Below are 19,232 nucleotides of genomic sequence, written 5' to 3' on the forward strand. Positions count from 1 at the left end.
TAATTTTTAATTCAAAATTTAAAATCCATGATATAGTTAAGAAATAATTCAAAATTTGTTTTCATAAGACGGAAGAGCCTCGCTATTATTGCGGGGTTTTTCTCATTTCAATGATTTGAATTCATACTTCTCAAGTATTACTAAAAGGTTGTATGCAATGAAGCATATTTAAGTGTGTCAGAATAAATATAAGTATCAGATAAACTACACCCTTTTGAGGTATTTTTTAATATCTTAGCAATTAAAATATCAGTTTTTAACAAAACCGCATTCTACAAAATTGTAACATAATGAACATTGCCCAAATAGAGTCTAACCTTCAAAATTTAATAGCAAGCTATAATAATGAAACTTTCATTTATGAATTTTTATTAGCCTATGGTTTGCCAAAAGCTTCCATAACACGATTGCAAAAAGGAAATCTTAACTTATCAAAAGTGGAAGGAGAAATATCTTGGAAGAAAAAAGTTTTTTTCAAACCGGTTTTTAATGAAGATTTGCATTTGGCAATTTCCGAAATAAAAAACACACTTAAACAAGAACAGCGGTTTGTTATCGTTACCGATTTCAAAATTTTGCTGGCCATTGATACAAAAACAAGCGATAGTTTAGACATCGATTTTACGGCTTTACCCAAACACTTTGATTTCTTCCTACCCTGGGCAGGTATGGAAAAAGCACAACATCAAAACGAGAATCCGGCGGATGTAAAAGCAGCCGAAAAAATGGCAAAGCTTTTTGATGAGATCAAAAAAGATAATCCAGATAATTCACCCGAATTCGTACATGGACTGAATGTCTTTTTATCAAGATTGTTATTTTGTTTTTTCGCAGAAGATACCAATATTTTTAAAAAAAGTCAATTTACAAATGCCATTAGTTCGCACACCCAAACTGATGGTAGTGATTTAAGTGATTATCTCGATAAGCTTTTCGACGTTTTAAACACACACGATAGAAACAGAGAAAATCTCCCTGCTTATTTAAGTGATTTTCCATATGTAAATGGTGGTTTGTTTCAACATAAATATCCTACTCCATTTTTTACCCGACGTTCGCGTCAGGCGGTTATTGATGCAGGAGAATTGTTTTGGAGCGATATCAACCCGGATATTTTCGGTTCGATGTTTCAGGCGGTTATTGAAGAAGATCAACGAGGTAGTTTAGGACAGCACTATACCAGTGTTCCAAACATTATGAAAGTAATAGAACCGCTATTCTTGAATGATTTATACCAAGAATTTGATAGTTCAGTAAATGAACCAAGAAAACTAAACAAGCTTTTAGACAGAATCAGCAAAATAAAAATATTTGATCCTGCTTGTGGTAGTGGAAATTTTTTAATTATTACTTACAAAGAACTACGTTTACTCGAAATTAGAATATTAGCACAATTACAATCATTACAAAAAGCGGCCACAGGTTTCGAACCATATCAGTTGGAACTCATTCCAAAAGCACAGCTAACCTTAGCAGCTCAATACCAACCATCCTTATTTTCACGTATAGAATTATCACAATTTTACGGCATCGAGTTAGACGATTTTGCACACGAAATTGCTATACTCTCTTTATGGTTGGCACAACACCAAATGAATCTAAAATTTAAAGAAATCTTTGGCTCTGCAAACCCAACTTTGCCATTACAGGCAGGGGGAAATATTGTTCACGGAAACGCTGCTAGAGAGGATTGGGAAATAGTTTGCCCGAAATTACCAAATGATGAAACTTATATTTTGGGAAATCCTCCTTATTTGGGGTTTAATGTGCAATCAACTTATCAAAAAGAAGATTTGGGGATGGTATATCCCAATCCTGAAAATATGAAATTTCTAGACTACATCGTTTGTTGGTTTATAAAGGCCTCTAACTACATAAATGAAAGGTCGCAATTTGCATTTGTGACGACAAATTCGATTTGTCAAGGAACTCAAGTACCAATGATTTGGCCAGAAATATTTAAGAAAAATATTGAAATTTCTTTTACATACCCTGAATTTATATGGAGTAATAGCGCAAAAAATAATGCGGGGGTAATTTGTTCAATAGTTGGTTTGAGGAAAATTAATAATAATAAGAAATATATTTATAGAGGTACCACAAAGTTTGAAGTGAAGAACATTAATGCCTATTTAATTAATGGTAGCGATGTAATTGTTGAGAAAAGACAAAAGCCTCTTTCCAATTTGTCGAATATAGCAACTGGAAACATTCCTTATGATGGTGGAAATTTAATACTAACGGAAGAAGAAAAGAAGGATTTACTTGTAAATTATCCTGAAGCAAATAAATTCATTAAGGTATTGTCGGGGTCTTATGAGTATATCAATAATCACTTAAGATATTGTTTATGGATTGATGATGATTTTATCGATGAATCATTAAAAATACCTCCAATAAAAGAACGAATTGAAAAAGTTAGAGAATCAAGGGTCAATGGTGGAAAAATAGCAAAAAACTATGCTCATTTGCCACATAGGTTTTATATGACGAATAGAGCTAAAAAAAGCCAGATATTGATTCCAAGAGTATCCTCAATAAGGAGAAAATATATTCCTTTAGGGTTTTTAAATGCGGACACAATAATTTCGGATTCTGCTCAGGCCATTTATGATCCTGAAACCTATGTTTTTTCAATAATAAATTCCTCGATGCATATGACGTGGGTAAGAGTCATCGCAGGAAGATTAAAGTCTGATTACAGATATTCAGCAGTAATTTGTTATAATACATTTCCATTTCCTAAAATTTCCGATTCCCAAAAACAAGAATTAGAGCAATGTGTATTTAGGATTTTGGAAGAGAGGGAAAACCATTCCGAGAAAACTTTGGCACAACTATACGACCCGGATAAAATGCCTGAGGGTTTGCGTGAAGCACATAGACTGAATGATTTGGCGGTTGAACGTTGTTACCGCTCTAAACCTTTTGAAAGCGATGAAGAACGATTGGAATACCTTTTCAAATTATATGAAAAAATGATTGAAGAGGAAAAAGAAAAAGAGACTTTGTTTCAAGAAGAGAAAAAAGCAAAAAAAGTCAAAAAGTAATGGAAGTAGCCGATAAAGCAATAAAAATAGAAACAACCCAACTTTTAAATGACTTCAAGCAGCATTTAGATTTTGAGAGCAACAAAAGAATACTATTTTCGGGGCCATTCGGAACCGGAAAATCTACCTTTCTGAAAGAGTTTTCTGAAAAGGAATGTGACGATTATTTCTATTTAAAAATATTTCCCGTCAATTATTCCGTTTCGGCAAATGAGGATGTTTTTGAACTGATTAAGTTCGATTTACTCATGCAATTGATGGGAAACTACTATAAAGAAATCAATTTGAAAAAAGAGGATTTCACCTTATTGCTAAAAAGTCAAATGTTTATAATGGAGCGTATGAAATTTATGCCGCTCTTATATGCGATACTTGGCTTTAGTGAAAAAATAGGAACGCCTATTGTTGATTTCATCAAGGCTCTAGAAAAAACGGTCGGCGATTTCAAAACCTTCAGTAATGGAATTAAAATTGACGAAGAAAATGACATCACATCATTTCTCGCGTCGATTGAAAATAGGAAAGGGAGTCATCACGAAATGGACGCAGTTTCGAATTTAATTCTTGATTTGGTAAGACGAATAAAAGAGGTTAAAGGAAGTGCACAATCGGTTTTGATCATTGACGATTTAGACCGTTTGGATCCAGAACATATTTTCAGGCTGTTCAATATTTTTAGCGCTCATTATGACGAAATCAATGGTGAAAACAAATTCGGTTTTGACAAAGTAATTTTTGTTTGTGATATAGAAAACATTCGAAAAATATTTCACCACAAATATGGTTCAGAAGTAGATTTTTCGGGCTATATCGATAAATTTTATTCTATAGAACCATTCGATTTTGATAACAGGAAATATGTAAAGGCTAAAATTGGAGAATTGCTGCATGATATAAGATTAGATTCCAATTTGAGTTATTATTGTTTTCGCGAAAACACACGATTTTATAATAGTACAAAGGCCATTATTCTCTCACTTGTAGAGGCTAGATTGTTAAATTTGAGAATGTTATTGCAATATCCAGTTCTTAAAGTACCGGAAATTTATTTTGGGAAAAAGCATAATTCAGCTCAAAGTTCAGTTAACGCCCCCATCATTGTTTTGTTTTATCTGCTCAAAAAATTTTATGGCTCTTTTGATGTATTACAGTTAAAAATCAAAAATCTTTATGACTCATTTGATAAAGATACTTATAGATTTAACCATCAGTATCAATATCTTGTAAGCAATGAGGGCGATGCAGAAAATCTTATTTCTTTTTGTCTTCCATTTATTTTACATGAAGAGTTAGCAAATGAACGGAATAGCGAAACTAACAAAACTTTTTTTTCAGAAAGATACAATTGTACATTTCATTATAATGGATATAGGTATGATTATGTTTCGTTTAAAAATTTTCAAAGAGCCACAAAAGGGAACGATGCTAATTCAGAAGAAATTGAACTAAATCCGTATGAAATATTATTGGATGTGTTTGAGATCTGTAAAAAAAGAGGACTATTAAAATAATATTATAGTCGATGAAGGACTATTAGAATATTATTTGCAGGGTTGTATGAGTAAATGATGGAGATGGAGAAGAAAGCTAAAATAAAATCAATAGAGAAACATTGTTATTTCTCTGTGAAATTGGAATAATGATTTTGAGAGGGCCATTTATAACTTTCTCTAAAAAAATACATAAAATTCTGGCATGGACATTGATGTCCTTATCAGAAAACAGAAGTTATTTAATTTTGGAATATCAATGTTTCTCAGTTAAAAAGTAAATTTATAAAATTAAATAAATAAAATCATGGTAAATAATGATTTAACGAATTCCGCTGTTGACCGTCAAAACATATTAAATAATCCAGAAGTTTTGCAAAACATACAAGATTTCTTAGGTATTTCAGGTATGATTTATGACAATGAGATACGTTTTACAACAGCCCAAATTGCAGATTTTTACGGGGTAAGTACAAAGACTATTAAACGATATTTGGACAGTTCTGAAGAGGAACTTTCGCATAATGGTTATTGTGTTTTGAAAGGGGTCAAATTAAAAGAATTTAAAACGCTTTTTGGTTATTTAATTTATGCTGATATCGAAGAGGATCCTGATAGGGACATTGATGTCCCTATCAGAAAAGAAGAGGAAAAGTCTGATATGGACACGGGTGTCCCTACCAGAAAAGAACTTACAGACAAACAGAAACTAAATAAGCTAAGTCGTTTATCCATCTTCAATTTTAGAGCATTTTTAAACATTGGCATGTTACTTACCGAAAGTGAAAAAGCGAAATCGGTACGAAGTTCCATTCTTGACATTGTACTAGATAGTTTAGACAAAAAACTGGGAGGTTCAACGAAATTTATTAATCAACGAGATGAAGATTATTTAATTGCTATGCTCAGAGAACCAGAATATCGAAAAGAATTTACAAGTGCTTTAAGTCGATATTTAGATATGGGAAATGCAAAATATAGTTTTTATACAGATGCAATATATGAAGCTATTTTTCACGAAAATGCCACAGAATACAGGCAGGTACTGAAGTTAGAAGATTCCGAAAACCCTAGAGAAACAATGTATTCTGAAATATTAAAATTAATTGCATCGTTTGAAATAGGAATTGCTGATGCGATGAAATTGAAGTATGATGAATTGGGTCGCCAGTTGACCCCTGTAGAACTTAATAAATTAATTAAAACATTCAGTGAACAACGTTTTTGGATTCCACAATTAGAAGATGCTAGAATAAAAATGGCAACCAGAGATTATGGATTTAGAGAAGTGGTACATCATAGATTAGAAAAGTACATACAAAGTATATCGCCAAATGATTATCAAAAATTTCTGGGAGAACAAAGTAAAACATTGCAAGAACGAATTGACGATAATATTGAAATCTTCAAAAGACTAAAAGATAGATAATGGCATTTATATATTTCGATACAGCACATGCCATTGAAGTACATGATGGTATTATAATAAAATCAGGGGGTTCATTAGGAGTTCTTAATATAGGTTTATTAGAAAGTACTTTAGACCATGTTCAAAATGATTTATATTATCCAGATATTGAGCATAAAACAACGCATATTTTTCATTCTATAAATAAAAACCATAGCTTTCAAGATGGTAACAAAAGAGCGTCTATAGCTCTGTCTGCTTACTTTTTAGAAGTTAATGGTTTCGATTATAGAGTTTCAGTTTTTATGGAGCGAATGGAAAACATTGCTGTACATGTCGCAGATAATAAAATTGACAAAGATTTATTATTTGAAATTATTCAATCAATAATTTATGAAGCAGACTACTCGGAATCGTTGAAATTAAAAATAGTGAATGCGTTGTTTATTTAAAATCATAACACTTCAACCCAAGAAATGCCTGATAACACAATTGAAAACATTGGAAGCAGTATAAAATCCAAATGGATTATGATAAAAAATATTAAATAGCCATTAAAAATATTAAATAAAAATATTAAATAAATCAGTCCAAAAACCCCGTTAAGGCTTATTACATAAGGGTTTGTTGGTATTTAATTAATGTGCTTAAAATTATTAAAAAAACGCTGTTTTATTAAACAATAAAATAGAAAACGGAAATGTTTAAAACTGAATTTTTAGACATACTACCTGATGTTTTAGACAAACAACAGAAAGAAAACAAAGTAAGAAATTTGATTTACGCAATGCATAAAAAAGACACAACCATTGTAAATAAAGGGACTAGCAGAAAACCTATTTGGGAAAAGTTTGTCTAAAACGGATATTAATTAGATGAACTTTAGACAAACTTTAGATAATAACTACTTCCATAATAAAAAATAAAAGATGCCAGATATAGTAAATGTAAATTACCATAATACCGGAAATAGTACAAAAACCAATACTATGGGTATGCGAGAAATGCAAACTCGTGCTTTTGAATCTCGTGATGCGCAGTATTTATTACTCAAAGCTCCTCCTGCTTCGGGTAAATCCCGTGCCTTAATGTTCTTGGCAGTAGATAAATTAATTAATCAAGGCATCAAGAAAGTTATTGTAGCGGTTCCCGAGCGTTCTATTGGGAGTTCATTTTCTAAAACGGATTTGAAGAAAGATGGTTTTTTTGCCAATTGGGAGCCAAACGATGTTTATAATTTATGTACACCAGGGGACGAAGGTAGTAGCAGTAAAGTAAAAGCTTTTCATAATTTCATGGATAGTGACGAAAAAATATTAATTTGTACACACGCTACTTTACGATTTGCCTGCGAAGAATTGGACGAAACAAAATTCAACAATACTCTATTGGCAATTGATGAATTTCATCATGTTTCTGCTGATGTCAATAATAGATTGGGGGAATTATTAAAATCAATAATGAACAAATCTACTGCTCATATTATAGCAATGACGGGTTCTTATTTTAGAGGCGATAGCGTGCCTATTCTAACACCGGAGAATGAAGCAAAGTTCACTAAAGTAACTTACAATTATTACGAACAATTGAATGGTTACAACTTCCTGAAATCATTAGGGATTGGGTATCACTTTTACACAGGAAAATACACTTCGGCAATATTGGATATTCTTGATACCAATAAAAAAACCATCCTTCATATTCCAAATGTAAATTCAGGAGAATCTACAAAACTGAAACACGATGAAGTCGATTTTATTATAGATGCCATTGGAGACATTATCAAACAGGATAGTGAAACAGGAGTAATTCATGTCAAGCGTCATAGTGATGGAAAAATCATAAAAGTAGCCGATTTGGTAGAAGATAGCCCCCGTGAAAGGGACAAAATCGTAAACTATCTCCGTAATATCAAATCAGTTGATGATATGGATTTAATCATTGCATTGGGTATGGCAAAAGAAGGTTTTGATTGGCCATATTGCGAACACGCTTTAACCGTTGGTTACAGAGGTTCATTAACTGAAATCATCCAGATTATTGGTCGTTGTACCCGGGATAGCAACAATAAAACTCACGCGCAATTTACCAACCTGATTGCAAGTCCAGACGCTATTAAGGATGATGTAAAAGTGGCAACTAATAATATGCTCAAAGCCATTACAGCGTCATTGTTAATGGAACAGGTATTAGCACCTAATTTCAAATTCAAAACTAGAATTGATAATGATGATGAAGAGGCAGAACCGGGCGAAATAAAAATAAGAGGATTTAAAGAACCTAGTTCAAAAAGAGTAAAAGATATTCTCGAATCGGATTTGAATGATTTAAAAGCAACCATTCTGCAAGACGATACAATGATTAAAGCTATGCCTGGAAACATCGATCCAGAAGTAATAAACAAAGTATTGATCCCTAAAATTATAAGAATTAAATACCCCGAATTATCCGACGAGGAGATCGAAGAAATTCGTCAATATGTGGTAGTCGATTCAGTAATTAAAAACGGGGAAATAAAAGAAGTAGGAGACCAACGATTTATTACAATGGCTGATAAATTTGTAAATATCGACGACATCCGCATTGATTTAATAGACTCCATTAACCCATTTCAAAAAGCTTTCGAAATTCTTTCAAAAGATGTCACTACAAAAGTGTTAAAAATAATTCAGGACACTATTGAAGCGACAAGAATAAAAATGGACTTTGAAGAAGCTAAAATTTTATGGCCAAAAATCGTGGAATTCAAAAAAATGTATGACAAAGAACCTAGTGTTAATGCAAACGATCCACTGGAACGAAGAATGGCGGAATGTATTATTTATTTAAAAGAAGAAAAAAGAAAACGGTTAGCAAATGGATAAGAATAAAGTCCTAGATGATATTTTTAATAATGATGAGTTTGATATTCTAAATGTCAAACCCAAAATTGCTTATGCCAGAAATGCTGACGAACGACTATCAGCTTCTTTTAATGAAGTAAATGATTTTATTGAAAAATATAATAAAGAGCCTCAACCCAATCCAACAAACATTTCGGAATTCCAACTTTATTCACGACTAAAAAAAATTAGGGAAAATCCAGAAAAAATGTTGTCGTTACAAGACCTGGATGTACACGGATTATTAAACGTAGAGCAGAAAGAAATTAACTCCATCGATGATATTTTCAATGATGATACTTTCGACTTATTAAATGACGACACTGATTTATTTGACTTTAAACATACGCCGAAGGATTACGAAAGAGCCGAAACTGATTTTGTAGCAAGAAGAAAACCGTGCAAAGACTTCGATAAATATGAACTTTTATTTAAAGAGATTCAAAAAGATTTAGCAGAAGGAAAACGCAAACTGGTTGATTTTAAAATGGGTAATCTCCGGGAAGGAACTTATTACGTTCATAATGGAGTTTTATTTTTATTAGAACAAATAAACATTGACCGAAAAGACCATTATAAGGAAGATGGAACAAGGGTAAGAGAAGACGGGCGAACAAGATGTGTATTTGAAAATGGTACAGAATCGAATATGCTAAAAAGATCCGTAGAGAAAATATTATATGCTAATGGTCAGGTTATTTCTGAAAACAGTAATAAAGTAAACGAGAATTTTATTGAGAATTTCAGCGACATCACAGATGAAGATACAGCAGCAGGATATATTTATGTACTGCGTTCCAAGAGCAAGGACGAAAGAATTAGAGCAATTGATAATTTATACAAGATTGGATATTCAAAAGTTGAAGTCGAAGAAAGGATTAAAAATGCCGAAAAGGATCCAACCTATTTAATGGCACCAGTAAAAATTATCACCGCATGGAAATGCTACAATATGAACCCTCAAAAACTAGAGCAATTATTGCATAATTTCTTTGGGAAATCCTGCCTTAATATTGACATTTTTGATGAGAAAAAAAGACGACACACCCCTAGAGAATGGTTTGTTGCGCCAATAGAAATTATCGAACAAGCTATTGAATTGATTATTAGTGGTGAGGTTGTGAATTACAAATATGATGAAGAAAATAAGGTGATTGCATCAAAATAATTTTTTTGGGTATTTAGATATTCAGTTTTGAATTGAGTTGTTTAATCTGATTAAATGCGGTTTGTGCCTTAAAGTATGTCTTTTATTAACAAATCAATTTTAATAAAGATTAAGCAGGAATTTATGTTTCATTATAGATATAATTTTATACAATTTTAATAAATAGTAAATGAGTTCAAGAAATGCAACAGCAAGTTGGAGTGGCTATTCACACCAAGGACAAGTAGGATTATTAGTTGCATTAAAAGAGATGCGTAGATTAATGCAAGCTGACTTACAAAATGAATTTGATTCACATTTTGTAGAATATGAAAACAGAGAAGATGTAGCTATCTCTAAACAATTACAAAACACTCCAAAAGAACTAATATCAGTTCATCAAGTCAAAGCATATTACTCACAAGGTCATTTGATAAATACTTACAAATCAGTATTTATAAAAAATGAGCAATATAAAAGAGATGAAGACGGTGAATATATTTTAGATCAAGATGGAGAAAAAATAGAATTAGATGATTATGTTGATGATCAATGGGGTGGTATAAATAATTATTTACATACTTCAACAGAAATTACTAATTGGGCTGATGTCTATTTTCAAGGTATTGGAGGTAACCCGTTTAATGTAGAAAGATATCCATATAGTAGTATTAAATCATATTGTGGTACAGATGAAATAGCTGATTTAATAATTAAAGAATTAAATTCATCAGATTTTCATAATGGAAATAATGGCGCTTCTACAATAACTCTAAATCACCTTACTTTCAAATTAGATGAAAAAATACGACATGAACATGCGACAAAAGATGGTAAAGCAGAATATGACATAAAATTCAGTTTTCAGGAACTACATTCAATTATTAATGATGATTTTGATGTTTTAACAAATAACATTTTTCAAAGTAGAAAACTTTTTTATGAAGAGTTTGTTAAGAATGTAATAGCACATCAAGATGATGATGATAATGAGCAAATTGAAATACTTAGGCAAACAATCATAAAAAAACTTTATGAATTAAGCGATTCAAATTTTCTTAATTTTCTTAGAAAACTAAATTTAAACGTGAACTTAAAATATTCACATTTACCCCAATACAATTTTAACCCTGAAGGGATTAAAAATGTTTTTATGAAAATACTTTTAGAAATAAAGAATACTTCTCCTGAAGTAATAGAAAATTCAGTTCAGTATACAAAGGGTGATGAAAAATTAAAATATGTGTTGACTACAATAACAAGTGAAGAAGATGACGTCAAATTAGTGATATCAGAAATTTTAGAAAATTTGCAATCACAAAACATTCTTTGGGAAAATCATGCTTTGATAAATAGATATATAACATCTAATTTTTCAGATAATATTCCCAAAATTACTAACATCAATATAAAAAGTAAAGATGGCAACGAAGAAGATAAATTCATGTCCTTCACTTCAAAATCAAAATTAATCAAGCGAGACGAAGCTTTAATTATTTTAAAAGATGATACAACTGCTTAAAAATATATTTAAAGAAAACAACATCATTAAATTAGAGGAAGAAAAAGAGTGTTTTTCATATGAAAACAAATCTTTTTTTTTCAATATCAATATTCAAGAATCTGAATTATTACAGATAAGAAATACTGAAAATTTTTATGATAATGGTGATTACAAGAGAATATTAGATATCTACAGGAGATTAGTTGATACAAGTGGGATTAATGAAATTGAAAAAAACTCATCATTAATTGTTACTGTTAAATGTGAAGATTTAGAGTCTTTATCAAAATTGCAACAGCAAATATTGTTGATTGAAGAAAACGAATACTTCTTTAAAAAATATGTCATTTTATATACCGATCAATCAATATCTCAATTGTCAGAGAATCCAACTATCGAATTTCTTCAAGAAAAATTAAATGATTTTGAAAAGTTTGACAAATATTCTGAGGAAGGATATATATCTGAGTTGGCGGAGTATATGGTTGTTTTACAATTGTTTATAAAGTTACCTTTTTTAAAGTTAGCATTCGGTCAGGATGAATATTTTGATTTAACAAGTAAATTGAAATCTTCTTTGTTAAACGATTCTTTGATTTATGAAAGATTATTGCTTTTTAGTAGCGGGATTGAGGAAATTGATTTTACAAATCATGAAGACGAAAAAAAAATTGGTTTATTATTTAAGTTTATAAGCAATGATTAAGATACTTAAAGTTTCTATTGAAAATTTTAAAGGAATAAAATCTTTAAATGTATTTGATTTTGATGATTTTGATTTTAACGTAAATGTTTTATCTGGTCCAAACGGTTTCGGTAAAACAACCATTTTCGAGGTAATTGAATTATGCCTAGCAGGTGAATTTAATAGGGTTGAATTATTCGATACGGTTCAAAAAAAGAATAAAGATAGAAATAAACCTTTTTTTCAAAACACAGATGGAATAGATGTAGTTTTGAAACTTTTGCTTATTAATACTGAAACTGGCAAGCATTCTGTTATTATAAAACATTATGATGATGTGAATTCTGATTCAGATAATAATTCTGCACGAAAAAATATACCTGCCTATTCTAATAAATTGTTCAAAACTTATTTAACGGATGACATTAGCTATTTCACGCTAAATAAGTTTGACTCCTTACCTACAGTTGAACAAGCAGAAATAAGTAATCTTATTTATGGTAATAATTCAAATATTGAAATAGCTTCAACATATTATCTTTTTAATTATATCCAGCAAGAAAACAGTATTTATTTCCTCAGAAAGAGTGAGGATGATAAAGGAGCTTCATTGGGCTTTTTGTTTAATATTGATAAAGAGGAAAAAGATAAAATTAAATTATTTGAATTAAAAACAAATCTATCACGACAATCATCATTAATTCAAACGAAGATTGATGAATTAAAAGGAACTTTACCACCTTCTGCACAAATAGATTTTAAAAAAATATTTGATGATTCTGACTTTGCTTTTGATAAAGAGAAACCGTTTTTAAATTTAGATAGTGCAAAAATTGAGCTGCTTAATTTCGAAGAAACACTAACTACATTAAAAGAGTTTAGACAATCATTTGATGTAAATGAGTATGATAAATCATTACTATTTAAAGAGTTAAATGAAAATATTATAAAAAATGAATCATTATTAAAATCATTTATTTTTAAAAAAATATATCATCCAAATTTAACTAATGAGTTAGTTGATAAGAATAATAAATTAAATAAAGCAATAGAATTTAACTCGCAAATAAATACAAGCTTTATAAATAAGGAATATTTTAATTTTTTCTTGAATGACGAGACTGAGTATAATAAATATATTGAAGTTGAAAATAAGGTTAAAGCAATTGATAACGATTTAGGTGAAATAGGAGTAATCCTATCCGAATTAATATTAGAAAGAGAGAAAGCATTAGAGGCTTTCATTAAGATAAAACAAATTCCGGATTTGCCTGAGAACAATTGTCCACTATGTGATTCACAATTCGAATCTTATGATAAACTGGAAAAAGCAATCAATTTTAAAACTGAGCTGTTAGAAAACTTTAATAATTCAAAGCTTAAAGAAAAGCAGGAATGTTTAGAACAAATTAAAGCATTTAGAGATAAGATTTTAATTTTCACTAACAAGTATGTTGAAGAGAATGAGATTATTGCACCAGAAATTTTATCAGTTGTCAATGAGTATTCAAATTACGAGAATTTAATTAACCAAATTTCAGAAACCTATTCCGTATTAAAAACAGAAGAGGTTTCATATTTAATTTTAAGTAAAATCCCTGCAAACAAGGTTGAAATTGAAGAGAGAGTATTGAATTTAAAAACGTTTTTAATCTTACAATTATTAAGAGATTTTGAATATGATGAAGGGAAAATCAAGAGTAAAGAACTTTATATTCAATATTTTAATTCAAATAGGGAACTTTTTGACAAGGTACTTGCAGAAGATTTCTCAACTAAAATAGATTATTTACGAGGTCAATTTGCATTATTAAGTAATGATAAGCTTCAGTTTTTAGAATCTCGCCAAGAAAAACTTTTAAAAATTATTGATAGAATAGAAAGCATTTACAAAAAAGTGCATTCGACAATTCAAGACCATAAAAAGGAAATGATAAATAAAATTAAGATTCCATTTTATGTTTACTCAGGAAAGATTTTGCAAAGCTATCAACAAGGGTTAGGTATTTTTGTAAAAATTCATCCAACAGGTCAAAACAATAATGTGATTTTCAAAACAGGTCATAAATCGGATCATGATATTGTTTATCATTTGAGCTCAGGACAGATGGCTGTAGTTTCATTAGCGTTCTGTCTTTCATTAAATAAAGTATACAATACTAATCAAAAGTTTAAGTTTTTAGCGGTAGATGACCCTATTCAAACAATGGATGATTTAAACATTCATACTTTCATTGAACTAATAAGAAACGAATTCACGGATTATCAAATTATAACATCAACACATGATGATTTTACCTCAAGGTATATGCAATATAAATTTGATAAGTTCGATATGAAAACTCAAATTCAAAATGTTCAAAAATTAGTTATGAATCAGTCAATCTCTTAATTTTAAAACTACACTATTGGCATAAAACAGCTATGTGAAATTATTCTGAAAAATTATTTTAACATTAAAATTCCATAGAATTATACCAGCTAAAAAACTAATATGTAATATTCCTCTAATTATTTCATTTTTCAAAATCTGTTTTTTGGTCATAAAATATACCGATGAAATTTTGAAGTGTAGCTTTTTCGTCCTTTCTTAATGTAAGACTTTCAGACGCACCTACGTGAATTGCTTTTCCAATAATATAGTTTATTAGGTCTTTTGCTTTGGAATCAACATTATTTCTTGATATATCTGGAATGAATTTTCTTGAATTGATGTTTATAACAATCGTATTTATCTCGAAAATAGAGGCTGAGATAGGAATATTGAAACGAAAATCTTTTATCAATACGCTTCGCATAAAAAGTTCCTTTCTTTTTTCAGGGGTTTTCCACAAATATATTCCATTGTCTCGGTCTTTTTTATCAAAAGGTAAATACAAATCGTTTTTTTTGCCTTCAAATAGAGTAATTGTATTTACAAATGTCTTTGTCATACATAAATCTGAATGTCCTATTTGTTCAAGTTCTTCAAATCCAAAATTTTCAAAAATATTTTCTCCCTTTTTTATAGTTTCATCATAAATTGAATTTTGAATATCTTTTGGAATGATAACTGAAATCCAAGAAAGTTCTCTATCCATTTTTTCAATCACTTCGTCAACATCATCATTTGTAAATTTCATTCCACTCAGAAAGTCATCTTCTAAATGAGATTCGACCAAAGGAATTGAAAGATATTTCAACTCCTTTTCATTAATATAATCATCTATGTTAAGAGTTGAAAAATCAGTTACTTCCAAAAAACCTTCGTTATCATGGTATCGGTAGAGAGTTCCTGGAAAGTCAATTTCCTCAAACTTCTTAATAAAGTCATTTTTCTTTTTTATCAAAGCATAACCTTCAATGTCTTTCAGATAATCTTTGAACTCAATTTTCACAAATCCGTTATCAAGATTATCAGATAGGATAATTGGATTTTTAATCAGGGTAATTTGTTTTTCTAATTTATCTATCAATTCAAAATCAATACCATCGGTTAGAAAATAAGTATTTAAAAAAGTTTTTACACTTTGCAGTTTGTAGTCAAAAACTTTAATAAAATTTGTATAGTTTAAAATTACTTCAGTGCCGTCAAAAACTACATCTTCTGTTTCAGTTAATGATGTCCATTCGTTTCCTTGTTCAAGTTCAATCAGATATTTATTCTTTGACTTATAATGTCTAGTTAAAACTTTTACCTCATTAGATAGCATAAAACAGGAAAGAAATCCTATGCCAAAATTACCGATTGGTTTGTAGTCAAAGTCTCTAAGTAAAAAGTCTGTTGAATTATAATAGGAAACTCCAATGTTAAGGAAATGTCTTTTAATTATATCCATTGACATACCAGCTCCATTATCCTTGATTATGGCAAGATCTTTTTCAGGATCTAAAATAACTTTTATTTTTGGCTTATATTCGTCTTGTCCAAACTCCTTATTCAATTCCTCAGTTTCTTGTCGAATACGACAGGCATCAATTGAATTTTGAATAAGTTCTCTGAGTCCTAAAGATTTACTCCCGTAAATTTTTTCTCCCATCAGCAAAGAACTAATTGCCTTAAACTCCAAAGTCATTTTATAATCTGAAAAGCTGTAACCCTCAGTCTGAATGTTGACTTCGGGATTGATATCATAAACCAAACTGTATTGTGAAGGCATACCATTAACTAATGCAGTAGCATTAGTCAATTCATTTTTCACCCAACTAATATATACCAGGATTTTACGATGTATGCTTGCATTATTTGCTTTTCCATGAAAGACAACTCTTTTCTGTTGAGTCTTTTCATTTATTAATATTTTCTCGTTGTTAGAAATCACAAAATGTTGTCTCCATTCTTGATCGCTAATTCCTTTAGGAGAAATAAGTTTGTATAAGTTGTGAGGTGTTCTGTTTCCATCAATGTCGAGAATATCAGCCAAACGAAGTGCTGTAGCAATAAATTGAGGATTAAATGAGTAGTCACCTCTAACTTCGTTTGTTCTCAAATTGTTTTTTATCCAGTCATAATCTTCTGTGTGAGATTTACAAATTAAGGCAAGTTCTTTTGTGAAATCAAGGTTAGTCAGTTTGGGTATAACTAACTTGTCTTTCAAATGTTCAAAAATATATTTACTAGATAAAGAAGCATGAATTCTCCTAACATATTCTTGCAATGCTAATGCTTCATCTCCTTCCATAATCTTTTTCATTGCAGAAAACTTTACATCGCAAAAAGTGAAAGAGTCAGCTTTAATAGCAATTATGTCGTCATCACTTACTGCCATTCCAATATCGTGCAAAAGCGCTGAGTAAACCATTAAAGTAATTTCGAGTTCATTTAACTTCGTAATGTCTCCAACCAACTTACTCATATATTCCATAATCCTAAAAGAATGTCCGGTGTTGTGCAGTGTATAGTTTGGAAAAACGTGTTGTACCCTACTATTTAAGATGTCTTTTACTTGTTCATAAACTTCTTTAATTTTAGGAAGAAATGGACTGTCAATACTTTTTAAATGCTTGATAAGTGTTAAGTCGTCCATTTTATAGTCTGTATCAATGTTCATTTTAAGTCAATTTGTTTGATTTTATTTTTGCTTCTAAAAATTGAAGGTTTCATCCTGTTTCTTCAGTAGATTTGAGACTAAGTAAAAACTTATATTCGGATTACACAAAGTTTTAATGTATTTTATCGTTAAATTATAATCTATTCCAAAAGACAGCCTATTTAAACATTACGGGCAATCAAGCGGTCTCACTACGGTCGTTTGCTTTGTTCCGTTCGGCTGTTCCAGTCGGTCGTACCTCCCTCCGTTCCACAGACACGACGCAGCAACAATAAAAACAGCAGCTTGAAAGTAAGCAGCTGTTTTTATTGCGCTGCTTGTTCCTCTTCTTCACACACTCTCTTCCTGCATTCGGCGGGGCTATTACATCCACAATACCGCTTCATTCCGTTTCACTCCGCAAGCTACGTTCCACTGCATTCCAGCCGTATTATGTCTGTCGCCCCTGATTGTTTCAGCTGTTGCTCCTTCTCACAGCCATCGGAAAAGAAGAGCACCTCTCTTCGAGAGAAAAATAAAAAAGAAAGTAAAGGTAAGTTCCGGTTTCAAAAAGTAAAGTTCAAGCCCTACGGGTTTTTGAAAAAATCTCCACCCTTTCGGGTTGTATTTTTTCAAAAAAACTTGACTTCTTTTGAAACCTCCACTAATACAACGACTTTCTTTTTTCTCTTTTTCTTTGTTTTGAAAATTATAGAAAAAAACGTGGATTGATAATCATCTCGTATAAAGAAGCCAGTTTGTCGGAAACTACTATTATATTGGCAAAAGATGAAGTTTTGTATTTTAAAGTTGAACTAATTTTTTAGATTAAATTTTCAAAGGCAATGTTCAATTCTTCTGTACTAAAATCTTCCAAATATGCTTCAGTTGTTTTAATAGATTGATGTCCTAATCCTTGCTTTATCATTACTGTGCTTAATCCTTTCTTTAAAGATAGTGTTGCAAAAGTGTGTCTGGCAGTATAAAAAGTAACTTTTGTTTTAATGCCACATTCAAGCGATATGGTGTTAAGAAGTTTGCCGTAATAATTTAGCACACTTTTTTTTCGATCCCTGAGTTCTGTTTTGGTATAATGGTTTTTGTCTTTTTCTAAAATTGGGAAAATATAATCAGTTTCAAAAGGGCGATAGATTTTAAAGTATTGTAAAATTTCGGTCATGTATTTATTATCCGGAATTTTTACATTTAATTTTACCAGAGTCTTATTTCTGACATATGAAAAACTACTTAAGTCCACATCATTCCATTTTAATTCAGCTATATCAGTAAAATTCATACCACGGCAGTAGAAACTGAACAAATAAGTGTACAATGCTTTAATGCCCTCTTTATTAGTTGAAAAATCGTAATCTAATAGTAATTGTAAATCCTGTTTGCTTAACGCTTTTTTTACTTTGCTGGATTTCAATTTTGAAATTATGTAATCTCTGAAAGGATATGTTTCACTTGATGCAATTTTTGATTTAATAGCCGAATTATAAACAGATCTAATATTGCGCATATATACCCCAATTCCGCCATCATGGCAACCTCTTGAGCGCAAATGAGCCTCAAAAGCTACTAAGAAAGTATAATTAATTTTTGCAAATGAGTAGGTTGAAAGTTCAGGCTGGAATCGCATAAGAGCAGAAATGGTATCACGATAAGAACAACTAGAACTTATTTTTCCAGACTCTTTGAGCTGTAATTTTCTCTTTTCGAAATAAGCAATGAAATTTATTTTTTCTACTTCTTGTGGTCTAAATAATGCATCAAATGCTTCAATTGAATATTCGTGCTCTTCTTCAATCAGTTTATTTAAAATTTTAGAAGCATCATGTTTTATCGAATTCAATATCCGATTAGCTTGTAAATAATTTGGGAATTGTGATTTAAATTCACTTGCTTTGTCGTTCCAAAATTTTGGAAGTACGTTATAAGGAGTTTTATAGAATTTGGATTTTCTATTAATAGTAATTCTTAAGTTTATTGGATATGTTCCATCACTTAACTCTGTTTTTTTTAGTATAATTTTTAAACTAGCTTTCATTCTTACA

At 30.5% G+C, this 19,232-nt stretch carries 12 protein-coding genes; 10 read left to right on the plus strand and 2 right to left on the minus strand.

Annotation, left to right across the window (positions count from 1 at the left end):
• The first annotated feature begins 290 nt into the window (after positions 1-290).
• From ABEB18_RS09935 to ABEB18_RS09980, 10 genes are all read left to right on the plus strand, one after another.
• The gene (locus tag ABEB18_RS09935; protein WP_348799151.1) at positions 291-3,050 is read left to right on the plus strand and encodes a class I SAM-dependent DNA methyltransferase; all 2,760 of its coding nucleotides are present in this window, start codon (positions 291-293) and stop codon (positions 3,048-3,050) included.
• Positions 3,050-4,561, plus strand: a complete 1,512-nt coding sequence (locus tag ABEB18_RS09940; protein ID WP_348799152.1) for a P-loop NTPase fold protein — start codon at positions 3,050-3,052, stop codon at positions 4,559-4,561. Before ABEB18_RS09935 ends, ABEB18_RS09940 begins: the two co-directional genes overlap by 1 nt.
• A 352-nt stretch (positions 4,562-4,913) precedes the next feature.
• Positions 4,914-5,969 carry a DNA-binding protein gene (locus ABEB18_RS09945; protein ID WP_348799153.1) on the plus strand — a complete coding sequence of 352 codons (1,056 nt, stop codon included), beginning with the start codon at positions 4,914-4,916 and terminating at the stop codon, positions 5,967-5,969.
• Positions 5,969-6,400 carry a type II toxin-antitoxin system death-on-curing family toxin gene (locus tag ABEB18_RS09950; RefSeq protein WP_348799154.1) on the plus strand — a complete coding sequence of 144 codons (432 nt, stop codon included), beginning with the start codon at positions 5,969-5,971 and terminating at the stop codon, positions 6,398-6,400. Before ABEB18_RS09945 ends, ABEB18_RS09950 begins: the two co-directional genes overlap by 1 nt.
• A gap of 248 nt (positions 6,401-6,648) precedes the next feature.
• Positions 6,649-6,807 carry a hypothetical protein gene (locus ABEB18_RS09955; RefSeq protein ID WP_348799155.1) on the plus strand — a complete coding sequence of 53 codons (159 nt, stop codon included), beginning with the start codon at positions 6,649-6,651 and terminating at the stop codon, positions 6,805-6,807.
• Positions 6,808-6,877: 70 nt separating this feature from the next.
• Positions 6,878-8,812, plus strand: coding sequence for a DEAD/DEAH box helicase (locus ABEB18_RS09960; RefSeq protein WP_348799156.1), 1,935 nt, complete (start codon positions 6,878-6,880; stop codon positions 8,810-8,812).
• A complete protein-coding gene (locus ABEB18_RS09965) occupies positions 8,805-9,998 on the plus strand; it encodes a GIY-YIG nuclease family protein (protein ID WP_348799157.1) in 1,194 nt (397 codons plus the stop codon). The genes ABEB18_RS09960 and ABEB18_RS09965 overlap by 8 nt, the downstream gene beginning before the upstream one ends.
• A gap of 169 nt (positions 9,999-10,167) precedes the next feature.
• On the plus strand, positions 10,168-11,499 hold the full coding sequence (locus ABEB18_RS09970; protein ID WP_348799158.1) for an ABC-three component system protein: 1,332 nt from the start codon (positions 10,168-10,170) through the stop codon (positions 11,497-11,499).
• Positions 11,483-12,187: an ABC-three component system middle component 1 gene (locus tag ABEB18_RS09975; RefSeq protein WP_348799159.1), complete on the plus strand. Its 705-nt coding sequence runs from the start codon at positions 11,483-11,485 to the stop codon at positions 12,185-12,187. The genes ABEB18_RS09970 and ABEB18_RS09975 overlap by 17 nt, the downstream gene beginning before the upstream one ends.
• On the plus strand, positions 12,180-14,558 hold the full coding sequence (locus tag ABEB18_RS09980; protein WP_348799160.1) for an AAA family ATPase: 2,379 nt from the start codon (positions 12,180-12,182) through the stop codon (positions 14,556-14,558). The genes ABEB18_RS09975 and ABEB18_RS09980 overlap by 8 nt, the downstream gene beginning before the upstream one ends.
• A gap of 124 nt (positions 14,559-14,682) precedes the next feature.
• Here ABEB18_RS09980 and ABEB18_RS09985 read toward each other — a convergent pair whose 3' ends face one another.
• Both ABEB18_RS09985 and ABEB18_RS09990 read right to left on the minus strand, forming a co-directional pair.
• Positions 14,683-17,196 carry an HD domain-containing protein gene (locus ABEB18_RS09985; protein WP_348799161.1) on the minus strand — a complete coding sequence of 838 codons (2,514 nt, stop codon included), beginning with the start codon at positions 17,194-17,196 and terminating at the stop codon, positions 14,683-14,685.
• 802 nt (positions 17,197-17,998) lie between these two features.
• A complete protein-coding gene (locus ABEB18_RS09990; protein WP_348799162.1) occupies positions 17,999-19,225 on the minus strand; it encodes a phage integrase SAM-like domain-containing protein in 1,227 nt (408 codons plus the stop codon).
• Between the last annotated feature and the right edge of the window lie 7 nt (positions 19,226-19,232).

Origin of the sequence: Flavobacterium adhaerens (assembly GCF_040045115.1) — a bacterium.
Lineage (GTDB): Bacteria > Bacteroidota > Bacteroidia > Flavobacteriales > Flavobacteriaceae > Flavobacterium > Flavobacterium adhaerens.